Origin of the sequence: Micromonospora sp. NPDC049900 (assembly GCF_044461025.1) — a bacterium.
Classification (GTDB): Bacteria; Actinomycetota; Actinomycetes; order Mycobacteriales; family Micromonosporaceae; genus Micromonospora.
The window spans coordinates 359,647-386,192 of sequence record NZ_JBITKM010000003.1 but is presented as its reverse complement, the minus strand read 5'-3'; the positions used below and the strand labels follow the sequence as shown (position 1 = coordinate 386,192).

25 protein-coding genes and 1 riboswitch are annotated in these 26,546 nt (G+C 72.3%); of the genes, 11 read left to right on the top strand and 14 right to left on the bottom strand.

Annotation, left to right across the window (positions count from 1 at the left end):
• Positions 1 to 2: 2 nt before the first annotated feature.
• Both modA and ACIBMZ_RS10110 read right to left on the bottom strand, forming a co-directional pair.
• Positions 3 to 776, bottom strand: a complete 774-nt coding sequence (gene modA / locus ACIBMZ_RS10115) for a molybdate ABC transporter substrate-binding protein (RefSeq protein WP_396692228.1) — start codon at positions 774 to 776, stop codon at positions 3 to 5.
• Entirely contained in the window at positions 773 to 1,198 is a 426-nt protein-coding gene (locus tag ACIBMZ_RS10110) for a molybdopterin-binding protein (RefSeq protein WP_396692227.1), read from the bottom strand. Before ACIBMZ_RS10110 ends, modA begins: the two co-directional genes overlap by 4 nt.
• 192 nt (positions 1,199 to 1,390) lie before the next feature.
• On the opposite strand from ACIBMZ_RS10110, the gene ACIBMZ_RS10105 reads away from it, so the two are divergent.
• The 3 genes from ACIBMZ_RS10105 to ACIBMZ_RS10095 are packed head-to-tail and all read left to right on the top strand — an operon-like array spanning position 1,391 to position 3,824.
• On the top strand, positions 1,391 to 1,981 hold the full coding sequence (locus ACIBMZ_RS10105; protein ID WP_396692226.1) for a copper chaperone PCu(A)C: 591 nt from the start codon (positions 1,391 to 1,393) through the stop codon (positions 1,979 to 1,981).
• A complete protein-coding gene (locus tag ACIBMZ_RS10100) occupies positions 1,978 to 3,195 on the top strand; it encodes a Dyp-type peroxidase (RefSeq protein ID WP_396692225.1) in 1,218 nt (405 codons plus the stop codon). Before ACIBMZ_RS10105 ends, ACIBMZ_RS10100 begins: the two co-directional genes overlap by 4 nt.
• Before the next feature lie 17 nt (positions 3,196 to 3,212).
• Complete coding sequence (locus ACIBMZ_RS10095; RefSeq protein ID WP_396692224.1) at positions 3,213 to 3,824, top strand: copper resistance protein CopC; 612 nt, start codon at positions 3,213 to 3,215, stop codon at positions 3,822 to 3,824.
• An 11-nt stretch (positions 3,825 to 3,835) separates the two neighbouring features.
• On the opposite strand, the gene ACIBMZ_RS10090 is transcribed toward ACIBMZ_RS10095, so the two are convergent.
• Positions 3,836 to 4,936, bottom strand: a complete 1,101-nt coding sequence (locus tag ACIBMZ_RS10090; RefSeq protein WP_396692223.1) for an L-dopachrome tautomerase-related protein — start codon at positions 4,934 to 4,936, stop codon at positions 3,836 to 3,838.
• A gap of 183 nt (positions 4,937 to 5,119) precedes the next feature.
• Here ACIBMZ_RS10090 and ACIBMZ_RS10085 point away from each other — a divergent pair, with 183 nt between their 5' ends.
• From ACIBMZ_RS10085 to ACIBMZ_RS10075, 3 genes are all read left to right on the top strand, one after another.
• Positions 5,120 to 5,659 (top strand): hypothetical protein, encoded by a 540-nt coding sequence (locus tag ACIBMZ_RS10085; RefSeq protein ID WP_396692222.1) that lies wholly within the window; start codon positions 5,120 to 5,122, stop codon positions 5,657 to 5,659.
• Positions 5,660 to 5,675: 16 nt separating this feature from the next.
• Positions 5,676 to 6,707 carry a hypothetical protein gene (locus ACIBMZ_RS10080; RefSeq protein ID WP_396692221.1) on the top strand — a complete coding sequence of 344 codons (1,032 nt, stop codon included), beginning with the start codon at positions 5,676 to 5,678 and terminating at the stop codon, positions 6,705 to 6,707.
• Positions 6,708 to 7,174: 467 nt separating this feature from the next.
• Positions 7,175 to 7,558 (top strand): hypothetical protein, encoded by a 384-nt coding sequence (locus ACIBMZ_RS10075; RefSeq protein ID WP_396692220.1) that lies wholly within the window; start codon positions 7,175 to 7,177, stop codon positions 7,556 to 7,558.
• On the opposite strand, the gene ACIBMZ_RS10070 is transcribed toward ACIBMZ_RS10075, so the two are convergent.
• The 6 genes from ACIBMZ_RS10070 to ACIBMZ_RS10045 form a co-directional block, all read right to left on the bottom strand.
• Positions 7,551 to 10,553, bottom strand: coding sequence for a fibronectin type III domain-containing protein (locus tag ACIBMZ_RS10070; protein ID WP_396692219.1), 3,003 nt, complete (start codon positions 10,551 to 10,553; stop codon positions 7,551 to 7,553). The two genes, ACIBMZ_RS10075 and ACIBMZ_RS10070, sit on opposite strands and share 8 nt — an antisense overlap.
• 90 nt (positions 10,554 to 10,643) lie before the next feature.
• Positions 10,644 to 12,623 carry an ABC transporter ATP-binding protein gene (locus ACIBMZ_RS10065; protein ID WP_396692218.1) on the bottom strand — a complete coding sequence of 660 codons (1,980 nt, stop codon included), beginning with the start codon at positions 12,621 to 12,623 and terminating at the stop codon, positions 10,644 to 10,646.
• Between the two features lie 206 nt (positions 12,624 to 12,829).
• Complete coding sequence (locus tag ACIBMZ_RS10060; protein WP_396692217.1) at positions 12,830 to 13,834, bottom strand: glycosyltransferase; 1,005 nt, start codon at positions 13,832 to 13,834, stop codon at positions 12,830 to 12,832.
• 16 nt (positions 13,835 to 13,850) lie between these two features.
• Positions 13,851 to 14,186, bottom strand: a complete 336-nt coding sequence (locus tag ACIBMZ_RS10055) for a YnfA family protein (protein ID WP_350696092.1) — start codon at positions 14,184 to 14,186, stop codon at positions 13,851 to 13,853.
• Positions 14,187 to 14,270: 84 nt separating this feature from the next.
• Positions 14,271 to 14,648 (bottom strand): sensory rhodopsin transducer, encoded by a 378-nt coding sequence (locus tag ACIBMZ_RS10050; RefSeq protein ID WP_396692216.1) that lies wholly within the window; start codon positions 14,646 to 14,648, stop codon positions 14,271 to 14,273.
• A complete protein-coding gene (locus tag ACIBMZ_RS10045; RefSeq protein WP_396692215.1) occupies positions 14,648 to 15,865 on the bottom strand; it encodes a D-arabinono-1,4-lactone oxidase in 1,218 nt (405 codons plus the stop codon). Before ACIBMZ_RS10045 ends, ACIBMZ_RS10050 begins: the two co-directional genes overlap by 1 nt.
• A 115-nt stretch (positions 15,866 to 15,980) precedes the next feature.
• Here ACIBMZ_RS10045 and ACIBMZ_RS10040 point away from each other — a divergent pair, with 115 nt between their 5' ends.
• Together ACIBMZ_RS10040 and ACIBMZ_RS10035 are read left to right on the top strand one after the other, a co-directional pair.
• Positions 15,981 to 17,780, top strand: a complete 1,800-nt coding sequence (locus ACIBMZ_RS10040; RefSeq protein ID WP_396692214.1) for a glycoside hydrolase family 15 protein — start codon at positions 15,981 to 15,983, stop codon at positions 17,778 to 17,780.
• A gap of 154 nt (positions 17,781 to 17,934) precedes the next feature.
• Complete coding sequence (locus ACIBMZ_RS10035; RefSeq protein WP_396692213.1) at positions 17,935 to 18,732, top strand: zf-HC2 domain-containing protein; 798 nt, start codon at positions 17,935 to 17,937, stop codon at positions 18,730 to 18,732.
• Between the two features lie 36 nt (positions 18,733 to 18,768).
• Here ACIBMZ_RS10035 and ACIBMZ_RS10030 read toward each other — a convergent pair whose 3' ends face one another.
• The 5 genes from ACIBMZ_RS10030 to ACIBMZ_RS10010 all read right to left on the bottom strand — a co-directional run bounded on the left by ACIBMZ_RS10030 (position 18,769) and on the right by ACIBMZ_RS10010 (position 23,186).
• On the bottom strand, positions 18,769 to 19,350 hold the full coding sequence (locus ACIBMZ_RS10030; RefSeq protein WP_396692212.1) for a sigma-70 family RNA polymerase sigma factor: 582 nt from the start codon (positions 19,348 to 19,350) through the stop codon (positions 18,769 to 18,771).
• A gap of 118 nt (positions 19,351 to 19,468) precedes the next feature.
• Positions 19,469 to 19,642 carry a CsbD family protein gene (locus ACIBMZ_RS10025; RefSeq protein ID WP_396692211.1) on the bottom strand — a complete coding sequence of 58 codons (174 nt, stop codon included), beginning with the start codon at positions 19,640 to 19,642 and terminating at the stop codon, positions 19,469 to 19,471.
• A 41-nt stretch (positions 19,643 to 19,683) separates the two neighbouring features.
• Entirely contained in the window at positions 19,684 to 21,969 is a 2,286-nt protein-coding gene (locus ACIBMZ_RS10020) for a heavy metal translocating P-type ATPase (RefSeq protein ID WP_396692210.1), read from the bottom strand.
• Between the two features lie 10 nt (positions 21,970 to 21,979).
• A complete protein-coding gene (locus tag ACIBMZ_RS10015; RefSeq protein ID WP_396692209.1) occupies positions 21,980 to 22,951 on the bottom strand; it encodes a hypothetical protein in 972 nt (323 codons plus the stop codon).
• A gap of 25 nt (positions 22,952 to 22,976) precedes the next feature.
• Complete coding sequence (locus ACIBMZ_RS10010) at positions 22,977 to 23,186, bottom strand: heavy-metal-associated domain-containing protein (RefSeq protein ID WP_396692208.1); 210 nt, start codon at positions 23,184 to 23,186, stop codon at positions 22,977 to 22,979.
• A gap of 116 nt (positions 23,187 to 23,302) precedes the next feature.
• On the opposite strand from ACIBMZ_RS10010, the gene ACIBMZ_RS10005 reads away from it, so the two are divergent.
• The 3 genes from ACIBMZ_RS10005 (at position 23,303) to ACIBMZ_RS09995 (ending at position 26,541) form a co-directional block, all read left to right on the top strand.
• On the top strand, positions 23,303 to 23,599 hold the full coding sequence (locus ACIBMZ_RS10005) for a metal-sensitive transcriptional regulator (protein WP_117230386.1): 297 nt from the start codon (positions 23,303 to 23,305) through the stop codon (positions 23,597 to 23,599).
• A gap of 253 nt (positions 23,600 to 23,852) precedes the next feature.
• Positions 23,853 to 25,223, top strand: coding sequence for a YibE/F family protein (locus ACIBMZ_RS10000; RefSeq protein ID WP_396692207.1), 1,371 nt, complete (start codon positions 23,853 to 23,855; stop codon positions 25,221 to 25,223).
• 166 nt (positions 25,224 to 25,389) lie between these two features.
• A riboswitch (cyclic di-AMP (ydaO/yuaA leader) is annotated at positions 25,390 to 25,521 on the top strand.
• 3 nt (positions 25,522 to 25,524) lie between these two features.
• Positions 25,525 to 26,541, top strand: coding sequence for a coiled-coil domain-containing protein (locus ACIBMZ_RS09995; RefSeq protein WP_396692206.1), 1,017 nt, complete (start codon positions 25,525 to 25,527; stop codon positions 26,539 to 26,541).
• Positions 26,542 to 26,546 lie beyond the last annotated feature (5 nt).

Genomic DNA, 26,546 nt, shown 5'->3' with positions numbered 1-26,546 from the left:
GGCTACGGCGCCTGGAATCCGGCCTCGGTGAGCACGGCCTGCCCGGTGTCGGAGCGCACGTACTCCACGAAGGCCCGCGCGGTCGTCGCGTTGCGGGCGTCCTTGAGCACCAGGATCGGGTAGTCGTTGATCGCCCCGGCCGACTCGGGGAACTCGACGCCGTCGACGTCCGCGTCGGCGGCCCGCGCGTCGGTCCGGTACACCAGCGCGGCGTCCACCTCACCCAGGCGCACCTTGGACAGCGCGGCCTTCACGTCCTGCTCCAGAGTGACCGGGGTGAGCGCCACCCCGGCCGCGTCCAGCGCCGTCCGCGCCGCCGCCCCGCACGGCACCTGCTCGGCGCAGAGCGCCACCTTCGCGCCGGGCCGGGTCAGATCACTCAGCCCGGTCACCCGGTCGGGGTTGCCCTGGGGTACGGCGATGACGAGCTGGTTGCGCACGAAGGTGACGGGCTCACCGTCGCCGTTGCCCGCCTCGGTGACGGTGGCCATCGGGGCGGGAGCGGCGGAGGCGAACACGTCGGCGGGTGCGCCCTGGTTGATCTGGGTGGCCAGCGCGGAGCTGCCGGCGAAGCTGATCGTGACCCGCACGCCCGGGTGGGCCGCCTCGAAGTCCTTGCCGATGCGGCTGAACGACTCGGTCAGCGAGGCGGCGGCGAAGACGGTCAGTTCACCGCCGATCCCGTTCCCGCCGGTCGGCGGGTCGGCGGCGTCCTCGGCACATCCGCCGAGCAATGCGAGTGCGGCGACCGCGGCCAGGAGACGTACTGCCTTCACGAGTGGGCCCTTCCTCTGCTGCCGGCCGGCACGGCGGGTTTCTCCACCACGACGGTGGTCGACTTGATCACTGCTTCCGCCACCGACCCGACCTCAAGGCCGAGGTGGTCGACGGCTTCCCGGCTCATCAACGAGACCAGCCGGAACGGACCGGCCTGGATGTCGACCTGGGCCATCACCGCGTCCTTGACCACGGCGGTGACGATGCCGCGCAGCCGGTTGCGTGCCGAGGACTCGTCGGCCCGCCCACCGGGATCGGCGGCCTGGGCGCGGACGAACGCGGCCAACTCGACCCCGTCGATCACCCGGTGGCCGTGCTCGTCACGGTCGGCGGTGAGCCGACCGGCATCCACCCAGCGACGCATGGTGTCGACGCTGACCCCGAGCAACTCGGCCGCCTCACCCATCCGGAACATCGTCACGGACGGATCGTAACGGCCGCAGATGCGGCCTGGAAGACCGAGACATGGCCGCATCCACGATGACTGTCGCCCGTTCTTCGCCGAACCTGCCGGTCCTGTGGGGCGACGGTGATCCGGGTTACCTCGCGGGCCGGAACTTCCGACGCGTCGGAGCCGACCAAGCTCACGAGATCACTCATCGAGGGGAAGCCCATGCCCAGCACCGCCTCCCGCCGGCTCGTCCGCCCGGCACTCCTGCTCACCGGCGTCGTCCTGGCCGCCGCCGTCGCGGGCTGCGGCTCGTCCGACGGGACGTCGACCGCCGCTCCCGGCCCGTCGGCCACCCCGGCCGCCACCGCGTCGAGCGAGGCCGCCCGGGTGCTGGGCGTACGCGACCCGTGGGTGAAGGCCGCCGACGACGGCATGACCGCCGCGTTCGCCACGTTGGTCAACGACGGCACCACCGACGTCACGCTGACCGGCGCCAGCACCGAGGTCTCCCCGATGGAGGTGCACGAGATGGCCATGCGGGACGGCACGATGGTCATGCAGGCCAAGACCGGCGGTGTGGTGATCAGGGCCGGTGGCGAGCACAAGCTGGAGCCCGGCGGCGACCACCTGATGCTGATGAACCTGACCGCACCGGTCAAGGCCGGTGACGAGTTGGCGATCACGCTCACCTTCGCCGACGGCCGGACCCAGACGTTCACCGCCGTGGCCAAGCCGTTCACCGGCGCACAGGAGAGCTACACCCCGGGCCACGGCGAGCCGATGCCGCACACCTCCCCCAGCCCGGCGTCGTGACCCCGACCCGTCGGCCGGTGAGCCGGCGCGGCCTGCTCACCGGTGGCGCGCTGGCCGCCGGGGGCACGCTGGCCGGTGCCGCCGCGGTCGCCGCCGGCCGGGACGACCCGGCACCGGTACGCCCCGAGCCGGTGGCGGTCACCGTCGGCGCGGCGGTCGAGCCCTTCCACGGCGTACACCAGTCCGGGATCACCACCGAGCCCCAGGCGCACGCGGCGTTCGTCGCCTTCACCCTGCGCCCCGGCACCGACCGGGCCGCCCTCGGCCGGATGCTGCGGCTGCTCTCCGACGACGCCGCCCGACTCACCCAGGGGCGACCGGCGTTGGCCGACACCGAGCCGGAACTGGGCCTGCTGCCCGCCCGGCTCACCGTCACCTTCGGCTTCGGCCCGGGTCTGTTCACCGCCGCCGGTCTCGACGACCGCCGCCCGTCCTCGGTGGCCGACCTGCCCGCGTTCCGGGTCGACCGGCTGCAACCCCGCTGGTCCGGCGGGGACCTGCTGATCCAGGTGTGCGCCGACGACCCGATCACGGTCGCGCACGCGCAGCGGGTGCTGGTCAAGGACAGCCGCCCGTTCGCCACCGTCCGGTGGGTCCAGCAGGGCTTCCGACGGGCCGCCGGTGCCGAGCCGGGCCGGACCCAACGCAACCTGTTCGGCCAGCTCGACGGCACCGCCAACCCGAAGCCGGGCGCCCCGGTGGAGACTGCGGTCTGGGTGCCGGACGGCCCGGACTGGCTGCGGCACGGCAGCACCCTGGTGGTGCGGCGGATCCGCATGGACCTGGAGACCTGGGACCTGCTCGGGCGAAACGACCGGGAACTGGCCGTCGGCCGGCGACTGGGCGACGGCGCCCCGCTGACCGGGGCGGACGAGCACGACGAGCCGGACTTCGCCGCCCTCGGCCCGGACGGGCTGACCGTGATGCCGGACTACTCGCACGTCACCCGGGCCCACGTCACCGACGACCGGTTCCGGATCCTCCGCCGCCCCTACAACTACGATGGAACACCGGCCGCCGACGGCACCGCCGACAGCGGACTGATCTTCGCCTCCTACCAGGCCGACATCGACCGCCAGTTCCTGCCCATCCAGCGGCGGCTCGCCGAACGGGACCTGCTCAACGAGTGGGTCACCCCGATCGGTTCCGCCGTCTTCGCCGTCCCGCCCGGGTGCCCGGAGGGCGGCTGGATCGGCCGGCAACTGCTCGACTGACGAGGAGAATCACCCGCATGTCCACCCGCCTGCGCCACCGGGTCACCGCCGCACTGGCCGCCTCGTTGCTGGCCGCCACCACGCTGATGGCCACGCCCGCCTCACCCGCGTACGCGCACAACGTGCTGACCAAGGCCACCCCGGCGCAGGACGCCGAGGTCACCAAGGCGCCGACCAAGGTCACCCTCCAGTTCCTCCAGAGGCTGAACCCCGACTACACCACGATCACGCTCAGTGACGCGGACAAGAAGAAGGTGGCCACCAGCGAACCGGAGGTGGACGGCACCAAGGGCACGGTCACCATCGACGAGCCGCTGGTCAACGGCGTCTACACGGTGGCGTACCGGATCGTCTCCGCCGACGGGCACCCGGTGCAGGGGTCGTACGAGTTCACCGTGGCCGACCCGACCGCCACCGCCGAGCCGACCCCGACCCCGAGCCCCACTCCCAGCCCGGAGCCGACCGAGACGACGCCGTCGGCCGCACCGACCGTCTCCGCCAGCCCCGCCGCGAGCGGCACCGACGACGACTCGGCCCCGGTCGGGCTGCTGGTCGGCGCCGGGGTGCTGGCCCTCCTGGCCGTCGGTGCGGCGGTGTTCCTGCTGCGCCGTCGCCGCGCCGCCGGGTAGTTCGGTCCGGCTCAGCGCAACAGCACCGGTCCGGCGTCGATCCGGGTCCGGAACAGCGCGTACGGCTTGCGGCGCAGGTCCTCGCCGCGCTGGTAGGTGGCCTGCCGGTGGAGTTGGTTGGCGGTCACGTAGAGGTAGCCGTCCACGGCCACCGACAGGGTGTCGGGCCAGAGCAGGCGCGGATCGTGCACCACCGTCTCGTAGTCGCCGTCGGTCCGACGGCGCAGCACCGCGTTGTGCTCGTACGAGGTCAGGTAGAGCCGGCCGGCGTCGTCGCTCTCCAGGCCGTCCGACCCGGTGCCCTTGTCGCCCTCGTGCCGCACCGTGGCGGCCACCTCGTCCTCACCGAGGGAGACGTCCACCAGCGCGTCGGTGGCCACGCTGTACCACTGGCGTGAGGCGAGGGCGCAGTAGTGGAGCCGGGTCCCGTCGGCGGAGATGGCGATGCCGTCCGAGCCGACGGTGACCGGCTTCGGCGGCCCGTCCGCCGGCCGCTCCAGGAACGGCCGCCCCTCCACCACCGGCCGGAAGCGGGACAGCGGCTCCGGCTTGGTGGACGGGTGCTCGTGCAGCCGCCGCCACGAGGCCCCGGTGTCGAGGTCCACCACGATGATCCCGTTCGCCCCAGTCACCGCCGAGTCGGTGACGTACGCGATCCCGGCGGCCCCGCGCCGCAGGTCGAACCGTACGTCGTTGAGGTAGCTGGTGGGCAGTGCCACGTCCGGCGGAAACGTGATCACCTGGGCGACCGTGTCGGTGGCCAGGTCGACGCGGACGAGTTTGGGGCCGCCGGGCCGGGTGGGCTGGAACATCGGGCTGCCGGTGTCGAGCACCCAGAGCCGGTCGGCCGGATCGACCACGATGCTCTGCACCGAGACGAACGCCCCCGCGTCGTCGTCGGCACCCGGCTGGTTCCACTCCGGGTCCGGGTACGGCACCTCGGCACCGTCGCGCAACTCGACCACGGTGGCCGGGACCTCGTCGCCCCAGCGAGGGAAGTTCACGAAGATCCGACCGGTGTGCGAGACGCTCACCCCGGTCGGCATCGGCCCGGTGAAGGTGTGGACGAGTTCCAGTTCGCCGACGGGCTCGCCGCGCACCGGTTGACTCATGCCCTGCTCCTGACTGTCGGTACCGCTCCACGTTCCCGCGCCCGGAGCGGACAAACTCTCCCCGCTAACCGGACTTATAACCCATTAGAGTTCTGACTCCTCAACCTGCGCTTTACGGGATCATTCGCCTCATAGCCTTCACATGCCGCCTCCACCAGTCACCGCAGTACCGAAGGAGCCTTGATGCGAAAGAGATTCCTCGCCGCCGCCCTGGCGGGTGTGGCCGCGTCCACCGCGTTCGCCGCCCCCGCCCTCGCGGAGGACACCATCGTCACGCTGACCGTCGACGCCGCTGGCGGCCTGTCGATCACCGTCCCCGCGACGGCGAACATCGGCCACGGTGTCGAGGGCAGCTCGGTCTCCGGCCTGCTCGGTCCGGTCACGGTGCTCGACCAGCGCGGCTCACTCACCCCGAACTGGACCGCCTCCGTCATCTCGACCGACTTCACCACCGGCGGCGGCAGCTCCGGCGAGACGATCCCGAACATCAACGTCAGCTACTGGTCGGGCCCGGCCACTGCCACGGCCGGCAGCGGCACCTTCACGCCCGGCCAGCCGAACGCGGGCGCCGCGCAGATCATCAACGTGCCGCGTGCCGCGTTCACCAAAACCGGCGGCACCGGCAACAACTTCGCCACCTGGAATCCCACCCTGGTGGTGAACATCCCGCCCGGCACGGTGCAGGGCAGCTACCGCGGGACGGTGACACATTCGGTGGCCTAGGCTCCTCGGCCGGCTGGTGCCGCTGGCCTCCGTCGCCCTCGTGGCGCTCGGAGTGCCGGCGGCTCCGGCCGTTGCCGCGCAGGAGCGCACGCAGGCCCTTCCCCTGCCGCAGCACGCGCAGGCCGCCTCGCGGGACGGCATCGGCATCCGCCTGATGGACATCCCGGTCAAACGGGCCGACGACCCCCGGGCCCGGGTCTACATCATCGACCACCTCAAGCCCGGAGCCACGATCACCCGCCGGGTCGAGGTCAGCAACGAATCGTCCGAGCGACAGCAGATCGAGCTGTACGCCGGGGCCGCCGCCATCGAGAACAACGCCTTCACCATCCCGGAGGGGCGCGAGAGCAACGAGCTGAGCGACTGGATCAGCCTCGGCGCAACCGTTCTCGACCTCGCTCCGGGCGAACGCGCGCCGGTCGAGGTCGACGTCGAGGTGCCCCGGACCGCGTCCGAGGGCGAGCGGTACGCGGCCATCTGGGCCCAGGTGTCCAGCGAACCGCGGCAGGGCGACAACGTCATCCAGGTGCACCGGGTGGGCATCCGGCTCTATCTCGACGTCGGCCCGGGCGGCGAACCGCCGACCGACTTCCGCATCGACGAGGTGGCCGCCGAGCCCGGCACCGGCGAGTTCCCGGTGGTGACCGCGCGGGTGACCAACACCGGCGGTCGAGCGTTGGACATGACCGGCACCCTGCGCCTGACCAAGGACTCGATCCGGGCGGGACCGTTCAAGGTGACCAACGGGGTGACCATCCTGCCCGGACAGAGCGGACAGGTCCGCATCGAGGTCAACGAGTCCCTACCGGCCGGCGTCTGGAACGCGCGGCTGGCACTGTCCAGCGGTGTGGTGGAACGGACCGCCGACGGGCGGATCTCGCTGCCGGTCGGCACCCGCGCCACGATGGACAGCTCGATGCCGGGCTGGCTGCCCTACACGCTCGGCACGCTGGTCGCGGTGGCCGCCGTCGGCACACTCGCCGCCCGGCACCTCGCCCGCCGCCGCGCCCTCGCGATCCCGACGCATCGGCGCGGCCCCTTCGGCTGAGCCCACCGGCGCAGGCCCCCACCGCCCCGCCCCGCACCCCCCGCCCACCGCGACGCCGTAATCCGCCGCGACACCACTGGCCCGACCCTCCGCATCCTCGGTTCTGACCGTCGATCATGGAGCTGTGGCACTCACATAAGTCGCGAAAGATGACAAGACAAGCGCCACAACTCCATGATCGACGCGACGCGACGCGACGGGGCGGGGCGGGGTGGGGTGGGGTGGGGTGGGGTGGGGTGCGGGGTTGGTGAGCGGCAACGGGGTCCGGCCGTCCGATCGGGCGGCCGGACCTCGTCGTGCCACCGTCAGGAAACCGAGAATACTCCATAAACAGTCATATAGGATCAGATTCACATTACCGACGATGTACGTATCCCGGCCTCTGCTCTCGGGGACCGGCGCGTACGCCGCAGGAGGTCGTGATGATGGTCCGGGGCCGCACTGCCCGCTCGACACGTTCCGGCCTGATGGTCGCCGCGGGCCTGGTCGCGATCGCCGTGGCCACGCCCGCACCGGCGGCCTCGGCCCAACCGACCGCGTCGACTGTCGCGGGACGAGCCGCGCTGGCCGCTGCGGCAGGGTCCTCGGCCGCCACCCCGCCCCCGGGCTCGACCGGCGTCTACTTCGAGGTGCTGCCCTCGCCGACCGGCAGCCCGACGCCCGACCCACAGCCGACACCGCACCCGACCGAGCCGCCGCACCCGACCTGGCAGCCGACGCCGCACCCGTCTCGGCAGCCACTACCGGTCACCGGTTCGGACTCCGGCCCGGGGCCGATGCTGGCGCTGGCCGCCCTGCTGATCGCCGTCGGCGGGATCCTCGGCGTCCTCGGGCGGCGGCGGGTCAGATGACCGAGTGGGTCACGGTGGCGCGGTAGCCGCCGGTCACCGCGCTTGTCGGCAGCGTCACCGACAGGGTGGGATTCCAGCTCGCCGAGTTGGCGCCGGTCAGGCCGGACCAGGCCGCGGCGGTACGCGGCACGTCCAGCACCGCACCGGGCTGCGGCAGGAAGACGCCGGAGCCGGTGGTGCTCACCGCCGTGCCCGACGCGTACCGGACGGCGGAGCGCGGGATGGTCTCACCGGGTGTGCCGGATCCGGTGGTGAAGGCCGTGACCGACACCGTCGCGGTCCAGGAGCCGGCGCTCGATCCCCGGTCGTCGACGACCGTGACCAGGCCGAGCCGGTTCGCGAGCGACGCGCCGGGTACGCCCCGACCGATCGACGCGGCAGACGGCACGCTGATCCGCAGCCCGGCCAGCGCGACGATGACCAGGCTCACCGGCCGGGTGGCGGACTGGTCGTACGAGTCGGTCACCCGGACCGTGAACGAGAACGTGCCCGCCTGGGTCGGCGTACCGGAGAGCAGCCCGGTGGCGGGGGCGAGGGTCAGTCCGGGCGGCAGCGAGCCGCTGCTCAGCGACCAGGTGAACGGCGCGGTCCCGCCGTTCACGGTCAACTGCTGTGAGTACGGCTCGGACACCTTGCCGCTCGGCGGGGCCGGAAAGGTCAGGGTCGGCGAGGCGTTGACCGTCACCGCTGCCGACTGCGCCGAGTCGGGGCCGGTGCCGGCGGCGTTGATCGCCGCGACCCGGAAGGTGTACGTGGTGCCGGCGGTCAGCCCGGTCACCGTCCGGGAGGTCGGCGACGCCGGCAGGGTGATCGGTGTCTGGGCCACCCCGCCGACGTACGGGGTCAGCCGGTAGCCGGTGATCTCCGCACCGCCGTTGGCCGGCGCGGTCCAGGTGATCGCGGCGGCGTTGGTGCCGGCGGCGACCGAGGTGATGGTGGGCACGCCGGGCAGCGTGTACGGCACCACCGGCGCCGAGGGTGCGCTGGCCGTACCGGTGCCGTAGGCGTTGATCGCCGCGACCCGGAAGGTGTACTGGGCCGAGGTGGTCAGCCCGGTCAGCGTACGGGTGGTGGTGGAGGCGTCGAAGGTGATCGTCGGCTGTGTCACGCCGTCCCGGGTCGGGGTGAGCACGTACCCGGTGATCGGGCTGCCGTTGTCGGCCGGGACGGTCCACGACACGGTGGCGCTGCTGATGCCGGCGACCGCCGTGGGGGTGGCCGGGGTGGCCGGCGCGGAGGCGTAGACGAAGGTGACCGCGCCAGCGACCCCTCGGGTGGCCACGGAGATGGTCACCGGTGCGGCGCTGCTGCGGGCGGGCAGCGAGGAGATGGCCAGGCTGCCGTCGCTGTTGGTGGTGAAGCAGCCGGCGGCCGGGCCGGAGGTGCAGGGCAGCAGCACCACCGAGGCACCGGTGCGCTGCTCGTCGGCGGTGCCGATGGTGATCGCGGTGGCACCGGCGAGGTTGCTGCCGCGTACGGTGACCGCGACGCCGCCCGCGATGGGGCTGATCGCCGGGCTGACGGTCAGGCCGGTCGGCGCGGTCAGCGGGGTGACCGCGGTGGTGGTCGAGGTGTAGCCGGGGCTCGCGTCGATCGACGACGCGGTGGCCACCGTGCCGGTCTGGATCAGCGCCGGTGTCACGGCGGTCCCGGTCACGGTGGCGACCACGGTGATCGGCGGGAGATTACTGCCGCCGGGGAACGGCACGTTGGAGTTCGTGCAGGTGACGCTCTGCCCGGAGGGTGTGGCACAGGACCATCCGGTGCCGTAGGCGCCGCGCGGCACCACGCCGGTCGGCGTGGTCTGGGTGACCAGGACGGGTGCCGGTTCGCTGGTGCCGCTCTGCACCTGCGGCGTGATCGTGTATGTCACCGGGTCACCGGGCTGCGGGTTGGCCCCGACCGAACTGGTCTGCGTAACGGTCAGGTCGGGCACCTGGTTGAAGCTGACCGCCCGGGCGTTGTCGATCTCGTGGAAGTCGGTGACCGAGCCGGTGGAGCCGACCCACCCGAAGGCGAGCTGCCGGGGGATGCCGTTGGCGTTCAGCCAGTTCGGCGACGGGTACAGGCTCGACGACACCATCGGTAGCGCGCCGGACAGCGTCCGGGCCGTACCGCCGACCGGGGTGAACCGGACCGCGTACTGCCCGGCCGGCACGGTGATCCCGGTGCTGGTGGTGTACGCCGACCCGGTGGTGTTGGCGACCACCTCGACCGGCACCACCGAGGCCGTGCGGGTGCTCGCCCGCAGCGCGATGGCCGACGAGGAGGTGCTGGTGGCGGTGCTGTTGATCGCGCAGTAGCCGACGCCGTTGCGGCCCGGCCCACGGATCACCACCTGGCCCGGCACCCGACCGCCGGTGGTGGAGATGTACGGCGGGTTGGTGCAACCGGTGCCCTGGTAGACGCTGTTGCTGTAGTTGCCGTAGACGTCGAAGCCGATGCCCAGGTAGCCGTTGGAGAGGCCGACCGAGCCGCCGTTGAAGGCGGCCGAGTAGCCCAAGGACCCGCCCGGCTGGCCGATGATCGACGGCGAGCGCGGGTCGGCCGGGTCCACGGCGGCGAGCACGAAGGCCAGTCCGTCGGCTCCCGGGCTGGTGCCGCCGTACTGGTAGGAGTTGAAGGTGACGTGCAGCCCCTGCGACGTGGGCACGCTCACCGCGCCGAACACGCCGCCCTGGCGGGTCAACGAGGCCGGTGTCAGCCGGAGCTTGCCGCTGCCCGGCGGGTCGGTGCTGGTCGGGCAGCTCAGCAGCGGACCGGTGGTGCTGTTGCCGGACGCGCTGAGGCAGGCGCTGTTGCTGCTGGTGCCCGAGGGCACCCCCGGCACCGCCACCGCGCCGACGCCGTTCGCCGTGTTGTTGCGGAAGGGCTGGTCGAACAGGACGGTGCCGTCCGCCGTCGCCGCGCCGGGCAGGGCGACCAGCAGCCCCACGGTCAGTACGACCGCCATCGCCGTGGCGGCGGTGGGGCGACCCCAGCGCGCGAACGACATGCACCCCTCCGGACTCATCCACCTCGCCAACCTCACAGGGACCCTACGGTGCCTAAAGGTGCAAAGATGGCTAAACCAGACATCCGAGGGTCAGGCACCGGCGTCGTTCGGAGTCGACGTACCGTGCTGGCGCGGGCCGGGCACCCGATCGGCCGGGGCGTACCCGGCGGCCTGGAGGGTGAACAGCTCGGCGTAGCGACCGGCGGCGGCCATCAGTTCGTCGTGGGTACCGGACTCGACCAGGCGACCGTGGTGCAGCACGAAGATCCGGTCGGCGTGCCGGACGTTGGCCAGCCGGTGCGTGATGAGGATCGTGGTCGCCCGCCCCTGCCGGTCGCGGATCGCCTGGAACAGCGCATCCTCCGCCCTCGGATCGAGCGCCGAGGAGGGCTCGTCCATCACCAGCAGTTCCGCGTCGCGGAGAAACCCCCGGGCGGCGGTGATCCGCTGCCACTGGCCGCCGGAGAGATCCTGCCCGTTGGCGAAGGTCCGGTCGAGCAGCGTCTCGTATCCGTACGGCAACTCGCGGATCATCTCGTCGGCCACCGCGCGGGCCGCCGCCGCCTCGATCCGGTCCTGCCGCACCTCGCCCTCGATGTCACCGATGGCGATGTTCGTGGCGGCGGTGAACGGCCACTTGTGGTACTCCTGCGTGACCACGGCGATGCGATCGCGCAGGCCGTCGCGGTCCCACTCGGTCAGGACCCGCCCGTTCCACCGGATCATCCCCTCGGTGGGGTTGCGCAGGGAGGCGATCAGCGCGGCGAGCGTGCTCTTGCCGGAACCGTTCTCGCCGACGAACGCCACGGTCTGCCCCGCCTGGACGGTCAGCGTCACGCGGTCGACGGCCAGGTCGTCCCGGTCCGGATAGCGCAGGCTCACCCCGTCGACGGTCAACTCCCGCAACCGCTCCGGCGGCACGGCGTCCACCGGCTCCGGCAGGTATCCGGCCGCCCGGGTCATGAAGCCGGTGTAGTCGCGGAAGTGCTGCCCCTCGGTGTAGACCCGGTCGATCTGGTAGGTGATCACCGAGAGCGAACGCTGGGCCGCCTGCACCGCGATCACGCAGGTCGCCGCGGCGGCGAGCGGGATCTGCCCGTCGATGAGCAGCAGGCCGAGCAGGACGTAGACCAGGCCGGTGGCGACACCGCCGATCACCGAGCCCACCGTGGTGGTCGTGGTGACCTGACGGGCCAACGCGAGCTGGATGTCGGTCTCCACCGCCATCACCCGGTCGTGCTGGTCGAGCAGGAACCGGCGCAGCCCGTACGAGCGCAGTTCCGGTGCCGAGTCCCGCTCGGCCATCAGCCGGTGCAACAACCACATCCGCCGTCGCCGCACCGACCCGGCGATGTAGGTCCGGTAGTGCAGGTGGCCGGCGCGCAGCGACGCCCAGGTGTTCGGCACCGTGGCGACCAGCAACGCCAGCAGCAACAACGGGTGGATCACCACCACGGCCACCGCCACCGCCGCCACCCCGACCAGCCCCGCGAGCAGGTTCATCGAGGCCGGCACCAGGCTGACCGCCGACTCGGTGCCCCGGGACGCGCGTTCCATGTCGTCGGCGAACGCGTCGGCGTCGAACGCCTCCAACCGCACCGCCGTGGTCACCTCGAACAGGCCCCGCTCCACCTCCCGGCTGACCCGGGGCGTCAGGCCGTTCACCGCGTACCCGGTGGCGATCGCCATGCCGGACCGCACCGCAGTCGCCGCCGCCAGCACCGCGAGCGCCGGCAGCGCCGCCACCACCTTGTCCCCGGTCGGCCCGCCGGCGAACAACTCGACCAGCACCCGCTGCGTCGCCAGCAGCCCGAACGCCGACATCACTCCCCCGCCGACCGTCGCCACGGCCACCACCGAGGTACGCAGCCGATCGGCCCGCCAACTGATCCGCAGCGCCGCCCAGACCAGCTTGGGGAGTTCGGCGAAGACGGCGAACAGACCGGCCTCCGTCCGGGCCCGCATCCCGGTCTCCCACCACATGGTCCGCAGCTCGGGCAGCACCGACTCGGTGACCGTCGGCTCCGAGCGCGGGGCGCGGACCCGACGTCGGGTCGGGGTGACAGCCATGGGCGTACCTCCTGGGGCGGGTGGACGGCGCGACGCCCGGTGTCAGACGCACCGGACGAGGGCCACCAGCTTCGTCGCTGAAGGCGTTCGGACCGCTACCTATGGTCACTGCGGAGGTGTCGCCGGTCCAGCCCCTGTCGGCGTACCGACCCAGCCGTGACCACGACGACCCGGCGTACGGCCGAGATCGGCGCGGCCCGACCGCGTCAGGAGCCGGCGTACTCCGACAGCCGACCCGCCACCTCGTCCGGCCCCGGCATCGCGGCGATCTCCCGCGCCAGCGCGGTGGCCGCGTCCCGATACGCCGTGTCGTGCGGCAGCAGGCGCGCGGCCTGCTCGGCGACCGCCTCGGCGGTCACCTCGTCGGGCCGCAACCGCAGCCCCGCCCCGGCAGCGGTCACGGCCTCGGCGTTGGCGAACTGGTCGGCGCCCTGCGGGAGGATCAGTTGCGGCACGCCGGCGGCGAGTGCGCCGAGCGTGGTGCCGCTGCCGCCGTGGTGCACCACCAGGTCCACCCGGGGCAGCACCTCCGCCTGCGGCACCCACGCCGACACCACCACGCCGGCTGGTACGACGCCGATCTCCTCCACCGGCACCCGTCCGGCGGCCACCACCACCCGGGTCCCCAGCCGGGCCAGTCCGGCCACGGCGGTGGTCACCAGGTCAGCGTTACCGAAGGCGGTCCCGAAGGTCAGATAGACCAGCGGCAGCGACCTGTCGTCCTCCCAGGTCGGCGTCGGCCCCGGCGCCGAGAACGGCACCGGCCGCAGCGCGATCCGCTCGGCCGTCGCGGCGAACGTCGCGTCCTGCAACGACGGTGGGCAGATGTCCAGGTGCGGCCGTCCGGGTGCGTCGGCGATCGCGGTCGGCGACTCCAGGCCGATGTGCGGCGGAAACATCCGGCCGAAGCCGTGCCAGAGCCCGGGAACGCCGGCCCGCGCGGCGGCGATGGCCGCCCCGGGTACGCCCCAGCCGTGCACCACCAGGTCCGGTGCCAGCCGCTCCAGGTCCGGCGCCAGGTCCTCGGCGTACATCTCGTAGAACGTGTCGGCGGGGCGGAACGGCCGCAGCCCGTTCGCGGCCAGCGGGCCGTGTACCGCCTCCCCGGCGGCGAAGTGCACCTCGTGCCCGGCCTCGCGGGCGGCGACGGCCAGCGGGATCATCGGATAGGCGTGACCGATCGAGGCCAGGCTGGCGAAGATCAGGCGCATCGAGGTCTCCTACCCGTCAGGCGCCGCGTGGCGCGTACATGATCACGGCCACGCCGAGCAGGCAGATCGCCGCGCCGGTGACGTCCCAGCGATCCGGCCGGAACCCATCGAAGATCATGCCCCAGGCCAGTGAACCGGCGACGAAGACCCCGCCGTACGCGGCCAGGATGCGCCCGAAGTTCGGGTCCGGTTGGAACGTGGCGACGAAGCCGTACGCCCCGAGGGCGAGTACTCCGGCGGCGACGAACCAGAGTCCGCGATGCTCCCGCCAGCCCTGCCACACCAACCAGGCCCCGCCGATCTCGGCGACGGCGGCGAGCACGAACAGCAGCACGGAACGCAGCACGGTCACGGCCCGCACCCTACCCGCGGTGAAAGGAAGGGTCCCCTGCTATCGCCTGGCGTATAGCAGGGGACCCTTCCTTTCACCGCCGGCCTACCCGGCCGGATGAGCCATGGTGCCGGTGAGCGTGACGGTGCCCGGGAGCCGGGAGTCCTGCCGCAGGAACTGCACCACCACCGGCTCCGAGGCGTGCACCACGCAGCCGTACGGGCGGTCCAGGCGCACGGCCTCCGGATCGATCAGGTCGTTGACGCGTACGTGCCGGATCCGCCGGGCGGCCACCACGAAGCGGTACGGGCCGACCGGCTCGGCGTCCTCGTAGTAGAAGGTGAGCGTGAGCCGGGCCTCGGCGTCGCCGGTGTTGAGCACACAGATCTTGTCGTAGCTGGTGAACTCCGGCTCCGGTCCGTTGCTGTCGAGCGGGATGTGTCCGCCCGGCACCACCCAGACGCGCCCGCCGAGCTGTCCCATCACGTCTCCTCCAGCAGTCGGGCCAGATCGGGGGTGAGGAACACCCCGTCCGGGTCGAGTCGACGCCGCGCCTGCCGGAAGTCGTCCCAGTGCGGGAAGATCGGACGCAGTTCCCGCGCGGTCAGCCAGTGCTTCTTGCCCCAGTGCGGTCGACCGCCGTACTGCCGGAAGATCGCCTCCATGTCGCGGAAGTACTCCTCGTACGGCAGCGAGGTGTTCTGGAGGCAGGCGATGGTGGTGGTGGGTCGGTCGTACGCGTTGCTGAGCCAGATGTCGTCGGCGGCGATGGTGCGGACCAGCACCCGCCAGCCCACGACGCGCCGGTGCCGGCCCAGGATCCGCTTGCGGACCTCGGCGAAGCAGGCCGCGAACGCCTCGGCCGGCAGCATGTACTCGATCTCCTCGAAGCGCAGGTCCCGGTCCTGGGGGATGGTCCGGTGGGTCGGGCCGATCTCCAGCTCGCGGGGTTCGGTCCACGGGGTCGACTCCAGCGCCTGGCGGGCCACCCACATCTGCCCCTCGGGCAGGTCGTCGGCGCGGTTCATGGTGCGTACCTGGGTCAGGTCGCTGCGCGGATACCAGTAGAAGTCCATGTTGCGGTTGGTGTGCTGTAACTCGGCCAGGTGGTCCAGGGTCCAGTCGACCGGCGCGCACCAGGCCCGTCGGCGCAGTTCGTAGCGGGGCTGCGCGTCGATGGTGATCCTGGTGACCACGCCCAGGGCACCGAGCGAGAGCCGCGCGGCGGGCAGCAGGTCGGCGTTGCTGGTCGGCGAGATGTCCAGGATCTCCCCGGTGCCGGTCACCAGCCGCACCCCGGCGACCTGGGTGGAGAGGTTGCCGAACCGGACGCCGGTGCCGTGGGTACCGGTGGCGGTGGCACCCGCGATCGACTGGTAGTCGACGTCGCCGAGGTTCTCCATCGCCAGGCCGGCGTCGTAGAGGCTCTCGCCGAGCGCCTTGAGCCGCGTGCCGCCCCAGACCGTGAACTGGTCACCGTCCTGGTGCACGACCCCGGCGAGCCGGTCCAGGCTGACCAGCGTCCCGTCGGTGCGGACCAGCGGGCTCGACGAGTGCCCCGAGCCGACCGGCCGCAGGTGGGTGCCGGACTCACGGGCCCGCAGCACCAGGTCGCGGACCTCGTCCTCGTCGGCCGGCTCGGCGTCGTCGCCGGGGGTGAAGGAGAGGCTGCCGGACCAGTTCACGAACGAACGGGGCATCACGTCCTCTTCTCGGTGGCGAAGACGGGCGCTTACCCCCGCCGCGAGCTGGGTATTCATGGCACCGGACCGGTCTTTTCCGACCATTCGACAACCACGTCCTGCGGAGCTGCCGATGACCTATCCCCCGATCGACTCGTACGCCTTCCTCTCCGACACCCACACCGCCGCGCTGGTCGCCGCCGACGGCGCGGTCGAGTGGTTCTGCGTGCCGCACTTCGCCGGTGACGCCGTCTTCGCCCGCCTGCTGGATCGTGAGGTCGGCGGCGCGCTCGACCTCACCGTGGCCGGCTGCGACACCCCGACCCGGCGGTATCTGCCCGACACGCTGGTGCTGGAGAGCCGGTGGTCGACGCCCGACGGGGTCGCGGTCGTCAAGGACTTCCTCGCGGTGGCGCCGGGGGACGCCGCCCAACCGCTGCGCGCCGACAAGGTGCTGGTACGCCGGGTGACGGTGGAGGAGGGCACGGTCCGGCTGGCCCTGCGGATCCGGCCCCGACCCGACCACGGCGCCCGGGACACCACCTGGGAACAGGTCGACGGGCGCTGGCGGGCCGCCGACACCCCGCTCTGGGTGCACACCGACCTGCCCACCGAGAGCGGCGGCGGGGTGCTGCGGATCGAGGCGGAACTCTCCGCCGGTCAGCAGACGGCCGTGCTGGTCGGCTACGACGAGGACGCCACCTGGGACGTCGACGCCGACGAGCTGCTGGCGCGTACCTGCCGGACCTGGCAGGACTGGTCCACCCGCAGCGACTACGCGGGCTTCGGCGCGGACCAGGTCCGGCACAGCGCGCTGGTGCTGCGCGGGCTCGCGTTCGACGAGACCGGCGCGTTGATCGCCGCGCCGACCACCAGCCTGCCCGAGCACATCGGCGGGGTCCGCAACTGGGACTACCGGTACGCCTGGCACCGGGACTCGGCGTTGCTGCTGCTCGCGTTGTTCCGCCTCGGGCACGCCGAGGAGGGTCGGCGCTACCTGCACTTCCTGATCTCCGTCTGCACCGGCGACCTGCTCACCCCGCTGATCGGCATCCACGGCCACATCGACGAGGAACGCGAGCTGGAGCATCTGGAGGGGTACGCCGGCTCCCGGCCGGTCCGGGTCGGCAACGAGGCCGTCGAGCAGGTGCAGTTCGATACGTACGGGCACATCCTGGACGCTGCGCTGGTGTACCACGAGCTGACCGGCGAGCTGACCCGGGAGCAGTGGGCGTTGCTGCGCAAGCACGTCGAGGTGATGGCCGACCGGTGGCACGAGCCGGACCACGGCATCTGGGAGATCCGGGGGCCGCGCCAGCACTACGTCAACGCGAAGGTGATGACCTGGGTCTGCCTGGACCGGGGCATCCGGCTGGCCGAGCTGCTCGACGACGAGGCGGCGGACGTCGAACACTGGCGTACGGCTCGCGACGCGGTCCACGCCGAGGTGCTCGAACGCGGGTACGACCCGGAGGTCGGCAGCTTCGTGATGGCGTACGGCTCCACCGAGCTGGACGCCTCCCTGCTGCGCATCCCGCTGGTCGGTTTCCTGCCCGGCGACGACCCCCGGATGCAGTCCACCATCGACCGGATCCGGCAGGAGTTGGAGATCGGCCCCGCCCTGGTGCGCCGCTACCGGGCCGACGACGGGCTGCCCGGCGAGGAGGGCGCGTTCCTGCTCTGCTCGTTCGAGCTGGTCTCGGCGCTGGTGCTGGCCGGTCGACGGGACGAGGCCCGCAAGGCGTTCGACCAGCTCCTCAGCTATGCGGGCCCGCTCGGTCTGTACGCCGAACAGCTCGACGCCGACGGGACCGCGCTGGGCAACTATCCGCAGGCGTTCACCCACCTGGCTCTGATCGAGGCGGCGATCAACCTCGACGAGGCCGGTGACCGGGACGCCCTGCACGCCTGGGCCGCCCGGGGCGGCTCCTGATCCGGATGTTCCGTATGTAAGGAGGGGTCCCCTGCTATGCACGAGGCGTTAGCAGGGGACCCCTCCTTACATACGCACCCCCCGGCGAAGTCCTGACCTCGGCTCTTTCGGTTCCGGCGGGAACCATGCCGGGCCCGGGAGCGACTACGGATACATGGGGTGTGAACAGTGGCGGGAGATTCTCTCGGCGCAGTTGGACGGCGAGGCGACGGCAGACGAGCAGCGCAGGGTGGATCTGCACCTGAGCAGGTGCGCCGGCTGCCAGACGTGGCTGGACACGGCGGCGACGGTGACCCGGCGGGCGCGTACCCAGGTGGTGTCCGCGCTGCCGGACCTGACCGCGACGATCCTGGCCGCCGCACCGCCGCCGCGTCCGGGTTGGCGCGTCCGGCTCGCCGCCGTCACGGCACGCGGTGCCCTGTTCACGTCGCTGGCCGGACGCGCTCGGACGATCACCGGGCTGCGCGTGTCACTGGGCCTGCTGGGCGCCGTGCAACTGGTGCTGGGGCTGGCGCAGGTCGGCCGGGCCGAGGTGGCTGAGCACGTGCACGCCACCGGCCAGCACCTGTGGCACGAGTCCGCCGCCTGGAACGTGGCGGTCGGGGCCGGTTTCCTCTTCGTCGCGTTGCGCCGGACCGCACCGTCGGGGCTGCTGCCGATGCTCAGCGCCTTCGTGGCCACCCTGGTCCTGCTCTCGGTCAACGATCTGGTCGCCTCGCAGGTCGCCGTGGAACGGCTGGTCAGCCACGGATTCCTGGTGGTCGGCTATCTGATCACCGTGTTGCTGGCCCGCAGTATGCGCCGCCCCGGTGATCCGACCGACCGGCAGCGGCCCGAGCGCTCCCGCTGGCGGCTGCGCCTCGACGAGGTCGACGAGCCCGCCCCGCTGCGGCTGCTCCCGCCGCACTCGGCCCAGGCCCGGCACGGCCGCGACCACCGCCGCGCTGCCTGACGGCGCGGCCCCTGCGGGGGCCGGTACGGCACCGCGTCAGCCGGCGGTGCCGTCCCGGCCCCGACGTCGCAGCGGGGTCGCGGTGTCCATCGCCGCGACGAGGTCCTCACGGGCGCGGGCCACCCGGGACCGGATCGTGCCGACCGGTACGTCACACACCTGGGCCGCCTCGGCGTAGGAGAGCCCCAGCAGTTGGGTGGCGACGAACGCCTCCCGCCGCTCGTGCACGAGCCCGTCCAGCAGGCCGCGCAGCACCACCTGCTCGTCCACGGCGGCCTCGACGCCGGCCGAGGTCGCCTCGGCGGCGGACTGCCAGTCGGCGAGGTTGGCGGTGCGGGGCCGGGACACGGCCGCCCGCACCTGGTCGACGGCGACCCGTCGGGCGATGGAGAGCAGCCAGGTCCGGGCACTGGAGCGGCCGGCGAAGGAGGGCAACGCCCGCCAGGCCCGCAGGTACGTCTCCTGGACCAGGTCGTCGACCTCCCGCACCCCGGGTAGGTGCGCCAGGAACCGCCGTACGTCGTGCTGCGTGGCGCACACGAACGCGGCGGCGGCGGCCTGGTCGCCCCGCCCCGCGGCGAACGCGTACCCGCTGATCTCGTCGGTCACGGCAGTCATCGCCGAATTGGTCGCTCGGGTGCCCGGGTTGGTTCCCGGCGACATCCGGAAAATCATCGACGCGCACGACACCGCCGGGCCGACATACGGCCCGGCGGTGTCGTGTGGCGCGGTCCGGTCAGCTCCGGAAGGCGTCCTTGATCTTCTCGCCCGCCTGCTTGATGTTGGCGCGCATCTGGTCGCCGCGGCCCTCGGCCTCCAACTGCTCGTTGTCCGTGGCCCGGCCGACGCCTTCCTTCACCTTGCCGGTGGTGTTCTCGGTGGTGTTGTTGAACTTGTCCTCGAAGCCCATGTCAGCCTCCCGGGGTATCGGCTCAGCTCTTGCTACACGGGTCAGGTACCCAGCCGAACCGCACCGGAACCATCCCGGTTCGAAGAAATCGGTCGGAAGCGGCGTAGCCGCAGACTGTTGGCCACCACGAAGACCGAGGAGAAGGCCATCGCCGCACCGGCGATCATCGGGTTCAGCAGCCCGGCGGCGGCCAGCGGCAGGGCCGCCACGTTGTAGGCGAACGCCCAGAACAGGTTCCCCTTGATCGTGCCGAGGGTGCCGCGGGCGAGCCGGATGGCGTCCACCGCCGCCAGCAGGTCGTCACGGACCAGGGTCAGGTCGGAGGCCTCGATCGCCACGTCCGTACCGCTGCCCATGGCCAACCCCAGGTCGGCCTGGGCGAGCGCGGCGGCGTCGTTGACCCCGTCGCCGACCATCGCCACCGCCCGGCCGTCGGCCTGCAACCGCGCGACCACCTCGACCTTCTCGGTCGGCAGCACCTCGGCGATCACCTCGTCGATGCCGACCTCGGCGGCGACCGCCCGCGCGACGGTGGTGTTGTCGCCGGTGAGCAGCACCGGGGTCAGGCCGAGGGCGCGGAGCCGACGGACCGCCTCCCGGCTGGTGGGCTTGACCTGGTCGGCCACCGCGAGCATGCCGCGCGCCCGTCCCGCCCAGCCGACCAGCACGGCGGTACGTCCGGCCGCCTCCGCCTCGGTCGCCGCCCGCACCAGGTCCTCGGGTACGTCCATCCCCCGCTCGCGCAGCAGTCGGGAGCGGCCGAGCAGCACCGCACGGCCGTCCACCGTGCCGGTCACGCCCAGTCCCTCGGCGTTGGCGAACCCGGTGACCGGAGGCAGTTCGCCCGACTCGGCGGCGCCGGCCACGATCGCCCGGGCGATCGGGTGCTCGGAGCCGGACTCCAGCGCGGCGGCCAGCCGCAGCACCTCGGCCCGCTGCTCACCCTCGCCCGGGTGGACGTCGAGCAGGGTCATCCGGCCGGTGGTGACGGTGCCGGTCTTGTCCAGCACCACGGTCTCCACCCGCCGGGTGGACTCCAGCGCCTCCGGTCCCTTGATCAGTACGCCGAACTGCGCGCCCCGCCCGGTGCCGACCAGCAGCGCGGTCGGCGTGGCCAGGCCCAGGGCGCACGGGCAGGCGATGATCAGCACCGCCACGGCGGCGGTGAAGGCCGCCGTCGGTCCGGCACCGGACCCCAGCCACCAGCCCAGCGTGCCGACGGCCAGGGCGATCACGATCGGGACGAAGATCCCGGAGATGCGGTCGGCGAGCCGCTGCGCGGCGGCCTTGCCGGTCTGTGCCTGCTCGACCAGCCGGGCCATCTGGGCGAGTTGGGTGTCGGCACCGACCCGGGTGGCGGTGACCACCAGGCGGCCACCGGCGTTGACGCAGCCGCCGACCACGGTGTCGCCGACCCCCACCTCGACCGGTACCGACTCGCCGGTGACCATGCTGGCGTCGACCGCCGAGGTGCCCTCGTGCACCGTGCCGTCGGTGGCGATCTTCTCGCCGGGCCGCACCACGAACCGGTCCCCCACCGCGAGTTCGTCGACCGGGATCCGGATCTCCATCCCGTCGCGCAGCACGGCGACGTCCTTGGCGCCCAGCTCCAGCAACGCCCGCAGCGCCGCGCCCGCGGTGCGCTTCGCGCGAGCCTCGAAGTACCGACCGGCGAGGATGAACGCGGTGACTCCGGCCGCCGCCTCCAGATAGATGTGGCCGGTGCCGTCGGTCCGGCTGATCGCGAAGCTGAACGGGTGGGTCATGCCGGGCGTGCCGGCGGTCCCCAGGAACAGCGCCCAGACCGACCAGCCGAACGCGGCGAGCGTGCCCACCGAGACCAGCGTGTCCATGGTCGCCGCGCCGTGCCGCAGGTTTACCAGGGCGGCCCGGTGGAACGGCAGACCGCCGTAGACCACCACCGGGGCGGCCAGCGTCAGCGACAGCCACTGCCAGTAGGTGAACTGCCAGGCCGGCACCATGGCCAACGCGATCACCGGCACGGTCAACACCACCGACACCCAGAGCCGGGTACGCAGTACCCGCAGCTCGTCCACCGGCTCGGCGGCCGGCGGCGGATCCTGTCGGGGCGGCGGCACCGCCGCCGTGTAGCCGGTCTTCTCGACCGTGGCGATCAACTCGTGCGGGGTGACCGGGTCGGCGTAGGAGACGGTGGCCTTCTCGGTGGCGTAGTTGACGCTGGCCTGCACGCCGTCCAGGCGATTCAGCTTCTTCTCGATGCGGGCGGCGCAGGACGCGCAGGTCATGCCGCCGATGGACAACTCGATCAGGTTCGCTGCGGTGGGCAGGGGTCGACTCGTGGTCATGGCTGGTCCCTCAGTCGTGCCCGTGTCCGGGCGTACCGTGCCCGTCGTGCGGTGCGGCGGTGGGGCCGACCGGGACGTGCACCGGATCGCCGACGTGCACGGTGAACTCGGCGGTGCGTACCACCCCGCCGTGGCGGAAGTCGAGATAGAGCCGGTAGGCACCGGCGGACGGGAACTCGGTGGCGAAGCTCACCCGTGGCCCGGGTGGGGTGTGCCCGTCGCCCGGCACCCCCTCCGGGTGCACGTGCAGGTACGCCAGGTCGCCCTGCCGCAGCGCGACCAGGTGCCCGTACGCCCCGAGGTACGGCTCCAGGTCGGTGACGGGTACGCCGTCGCGCGCGACGGTCAGCGTCAGCGTGGACGGGTGGCCCGGCTGCGGCGTGCCGTCCAGGGTCACCGTGTAGCCGTCGACCGTGGCGGTGCGGGCCGGGGCGGGCAACGGCTGCTCGGTCAGCGCGCCGGGGACGGTCACGTCGACACCGAGCGTCAGCGGCTCGCCGCCGGTCGGGGTGAAGTCGGCGAACGCCCGCCACACCCCGGGCCCGGTCAGCGGCGTGGCGACCCGCCAGGTGCCGTCCGGCGTCAGCTCGGGGTGCACGTGGCGGAAGCCGGAGAGGTCACGCCGGGCGACGATCAGGTGCATCGGCTTGTCGTGCACCACGTCGTACCCGGTCACCGGCCGGTTGTCCGGCCCGGTGATCCGGAAGGCGAACTCCCCGGCCGGGGCGTCGACCGGCACGAGGGTGTGGCCGCGCTCGGAGACGAGCAGCCCGCCGGGCAGGTGCCGGGCCGCGCCCGCGTCGTGTCCGGCGTCCTCGTCGTGTCCGCCCTGGTCCGGCCCGTCGCCGTGACCGGCCGCGCCCACGTGGCCGGGCACGGCGATCGGGTCCGTCGGGCCGGTCACCTGACCCACCCCGTACGCGGCGGCGAACACCGCCGCGAGGCCGAGCGCGAAGCCGCTCACCTTCGTCGCCGTGTTCATCGGGTCACCTCGGTCTCCGGTCGCCTCAGGCGGCGACCAACTCGTAGCCGGCCTCGTCGACGGCGGCCCGGACGGCGGCCGGGTCCAGGGGCTGCTCGCTGGTGACGGTGACCTGGCCGCTGGCCAGGTCGACCCGGACGTCGGCGACACCGGGGAGCGCGCCGACCTCGGCGCTGACCGCGCTGACGCAGTGGCCGCAGGTCATGCCCTGCACCTGGTACGTCGTGGTGACCATGGCAACTCTCCTCTCCGGGCCCGTCCAGCGGGCCGGGCACCCCGTCAAATACCCTCGGGGGGTATCCACGACGGTGACCGTACCATACCCCCAGGGGGTACGTTATCCTCGTGTTCATGAGCACACCCGCGCCGATCCGTGGCTACACCGCCAGCAAGGACCAACTGCTCGCCCGGCTGCGTCGTGTCGAGGGTCAGGTACGCGGCGTGGAGAAGATGGTCGACGAGGACCGCTACTGCATCGACGTGCTCACCCAGATCTCCGCGATCCAGGCCGCGCTGGACAAGGTCGCGCTCGGCCTGCTCGACGGGCACGCCCGGCACTGCATGCACGAGGGCGCCGCCGAGGGCCGCGCCGACGAGATGGCCTCCGAGATGATGGCCGCCGTCGGTCGCCTGATGAAGCGCGGCTGACCCGCCCCACCCGTACGCCCGGCCGGGTGTCGTCTCCCCGGCACCCGGCTTGCGACACACGCTCGCGACCTGCGTTCCGATGCCGATCTGGCTACCATTCGCCACGATGGCCAGCCGGACCCGCCCGCACGGTACGCAGCCATCCTGCCACGCTCGGGCCATTCCGGATGCCCGCCGCGGCGGCCTGTCGGCGTCGCTGAACCATCTCGACCGCCGGTACGTAGTTCGCCTTGGAATCGTTGGGAGACAATGAATGGGCGCCGACCACACCCGTTCCGCTCCGCCCACCCCACCCCGGGTGCGGCGGATCCTCATCGTGACGGTGGTCCCCCTCTTCCTCGTCACCCTGGTCGCCGCGCTCGTGCTCTGGCCCTCGGACCCACCCCGACCCGAGGCCGCCGACGACCTGCCCCGCTATCACGGCACGGTCACCCGGGTGGTGAACGAGCCCTGCCCACCGAACCCGGTCGTGCCCGAGGGCACCCCGACCACGGCCGGGCGGCAGTGCGGCACGGTGACCGTCCGGGTCGACAGCGGCCCGGACGAAGGTCAGGACGTGCAGACGCCGCTGCCGGACGGGCCGGGAGCGCCCTCGGTCAGCGTCGGCGACGCGATCATCCTGGTCTCCCTGATCGATCCCGAGGACCCCTCGATCAGCTCCTACAACATCGCCGAGCACCAGCGGGGCAAGCCGCTGATCTGGCTCGCGGTGCTGTTCGCCGCCGCCATCGTGGCCTTCGGACGGCTACGCGGCCTGGCCGCGCTGGGCGGCCTGGCGGCCAGTTTCGCCATCCTGATCACCTTCGTGCTGCCCGGCATCAGCGCCGGTCAGCCGCCGCTGGTGGTGGCCATCGTCGGCGCGGCACTGATCATGTTCGTGGTGCTGTACCTGACGCACGGCATCTCGGCACAGACCTCGGTGGCCGTCCTCGGCACCCTCGGCAGCCTGGTGCTCACCGGCCTGCTCGGGCTGGCTGCCACCCGGGCCACCCACCTGACCGGCTTCGGCAGCGAGGACGCCACCACGCTGTCCATGTTCCGGGGCGACGTCGACCTGCACGGCCTGCTGCTCGCCGGCATCATCATCGGCTCGCTCGGCGTGCTCGACGACGTCACGGTGACCCAGGCCGCCGCGGTGACCGAGCTGCGGCACGCCAATCCGGGTTTCACCCGCCGGGAGCTGTACCGGTCGGCGACCCGGGTCGGCCGGGCCCACATCGCCTCGGTGGTGAACACCATCGTGCTGGCGTACGCGGGCGCGTCGCTGCCGCTGCTGCTCCTGCTCACCGCCGACAGCCGCGCGCTCGGCCAGATCATCACCAGCGAGTTCCTCACCCAGGAGATCGTCCGCAGCGTGGTGGCCACGCTGGGGCTGGTCGCCGCCGTACCGCTGACGACCGCACTGGCCGCGCTGGTGGTCACCGCCGGGCGGCGGGACACGCCGGAACCCGGCGGCCCCGACGACGGGCCGGACGGCGACGGTCCCACTCCCCCGACTCCCCGGCCCGGCATCGACCGGACCGAGGCCCTGCACGCGCTGAGCACCGCGCGTGTGCGTGACACACCCCCCGCCACCGGATCGCGGTGGCCCGACCCGGACAGGAGCACGGACACCACATGGTGACACCCCGCAGCGTGACCGCCCCTGCCGACACGGTTCGTGCCCGTGTCGTTGGTCACTCATCGCGATTACGAAATGACGCATCTGGCCGGGTTCGGGGCGTAGAGACCGACATCGACCGTCGGGTAACCTCACTGCCGGTCACCGCCGAAGGCGCGCACCGGCGCCTGCGGTGCCACCGCCCAATCGCCGCGAGGCGAGCCGGGGACCCAGGTAGGTGGGGTGAATCCGCGTCAGCGGTAGGGGCCACTTCCGTTCCGAACCCGTCAGCTAACCCGGTCGGCGGTCGATGGAAGGGAAAGAAGTGACGGCACCCCTACGCCGCTGGATGACACCCGTGGTGGCCGTGTTCGCCGCGTTCGCCGTGTTCGCCGGCCCCCTGCCGGCCATGGCCGCGCCGAACCCACCCGCTCCGGCCGAGCACGACGACGACCCGCCGATGCTCAACGACCTGATCGAGTCGGCGAACCGCGACTTCTCCAAGGCCAAGAACCAACTGGACAAGTCCAAGAAGCGACAGCTCAAGCTCGACCTCGAACTGCGCCGCGCAGAGGCCGACCTGGAAGCGCTCAGGCCACAGGTCGCCGAGATCGCGACGCAGTCGTACCGGACCGGCCGGGTGGGCGCGATAGCGATGTTGTTGCAGAGCAACGCTCCGGACTCGTTCATGGACCGGGCCTCCGCCCTCGACGAGTTGAACCTGTTCAACGACAAGAAGTTGGGCGAGGTCAACACGGTCCGGGAGCGCGCCGACCGGGCCAAGCTCGCGTCCGACGCCGAGGTGCGCGAACAGCAGAAGCTGACCAACGACATGGCGCGCAAGAAGACCGAGGCGGAGAAGTCGCTCCGCCTGGTCGGTGGCGAGAGCCTGACCGGCGGCCTGGTGGCCGCGACCTCGCCGGTCGCCCGGGTGGCGCCGAACCGTGCCTCGGACGGGAGCTGGAAGCCGGAGTCGTGCAGCCAGAACGACCCAACCACGTCGGGCTGCATCACGCCGCGCACGCTGCACATGTACAAGGAGGTCAAGCGCGCCGGCTTCAACCGCTTCGTCGGCTGCTGGCGGCCCGGTGACAAGTTCGAGCACCCCAAGGGCCGGGCGTGTGACTGGTCGTTGCAGAACAGCGGGTTCAGCCCCTGGCACAACAACGACACCCGGATCTACGGCAACAACCTGGCGGCCTTCCTGGTCCGCAACGCCGACCGGCTCGGCATCTACTACGTGATCTGGAACCGGCAGATCTGGTTCCCGACCGAGAACCGGTGGCGGTCCTACAGCGGCCCGTCCAACCACACGGACCACGTGCACGTGTCGCTGCTCTGAGCAGC